Raw genomic sequence first — 976 nt, 5'->3', positions numbered from 1 at the left:
AACGGTTTTGTATAACGTATCGTTGTGTCGTTTTTCAATTTACGTAATTTTCAGTTAGGTGAGAAGTTGTTGGTTTTTGTAAGCCTTTTCAATTGCTTGACCATACCGACACAATGGACGTTATACGTTGTTGGCAACTGGCTTTTTTTATTCAATTCTATTTAAGAATCTATTATCATTTATATTGTATTCATTGTCATAAGTTCCGATTTTTTTGAAATAATAATATCTCAATCTGTCAGAACACGACTTGTAATCTTCATAGCCTCCAACCGAATATTTTAGCATTTTAAACGGTGTCCAATCGTTTTTGTCAAACTCAAATCCTTTTCCAAAATATTCAGTTTCACGATTTTGATCATCAGTATTGTCATAAGTTGCTTTGTATATTAGTAATCCAGCGACAACTTCATTTCCATCACCTGAATAAAACAAAGTATCGATAATTGTTTCTTTATACTCGAGTTTAGCTGGTAAATCAATTGCCCAATCTCTTTCTATTGAATCATTATAAGTTTTGCCGTTAAAATATCTCAAATTTAAATCCGCTGGTCTTTCAACAATCTTGATTTTTATTAGACTGTCAACTAGATTTTGAAGTTTGACTTTATCTCGTTCGTATTTAGCTGTCGAGACTTGTGCGTTGTAGACAAACTTATCGGGTGTTGTCGTTTCTGTAATTTTCAAAGAAAGCTCCTTTGTCATATGAGTCATAGACATAAGAGCAAGTGGACAGCTTAAAATTAGAAAAATCCAGACACTTGTTTTTCGGATATTTTTCTTGAATGATAGAAAAATAAAAAGGATTGTAGATAGAAATAGAACTATTGAAATAATAGTTAAAGTGTCGATTATATTTCCTAAAGCTGAACCACCTTGGTCATTTAAAATATGAAATATTGAAATTAATATTCCAATTATTAAAATTCCAGATAAAATCTTGATTCCGTATTTCATTTTTCAGCTTGTTGCCAAC

At 30.8% G+C, this 976-nt stretch carries 1 protein-coding gene; it reads right to left on the bottom strand.

Features of this window, described 5'->3' with window-relative positions; translation table 11 throughout:
- Nucleotides 1–147 precede the first annotated feature (147 nt).
- Complete coding sequence (locus tag I4Q58_RS15420; RefSeq protein ID WP_203296805.1) at nt 148–957, bottom strand: hypothetical protein; 810 nt, start codon at nt 955–957, stop codon at nt 148–150.
- Between the last annotated feature and the right edge of the window lie 19 nt (nt 958–976).

It is taken from the genome of Luteirhabdus pelagi (assembly GCF_016827595.1).
Lineage (GTDB): Bacteria > Bacteroidota > Bacteroidia > Flavobacteriales > Flavobacteriaceae > Luteirhabdus > Luteirhabdus pelagi.
Note: the sequence above shows the minus strand (reverse complement) of the source record. Positions and strands in the feature narration are given on the sequence as shown.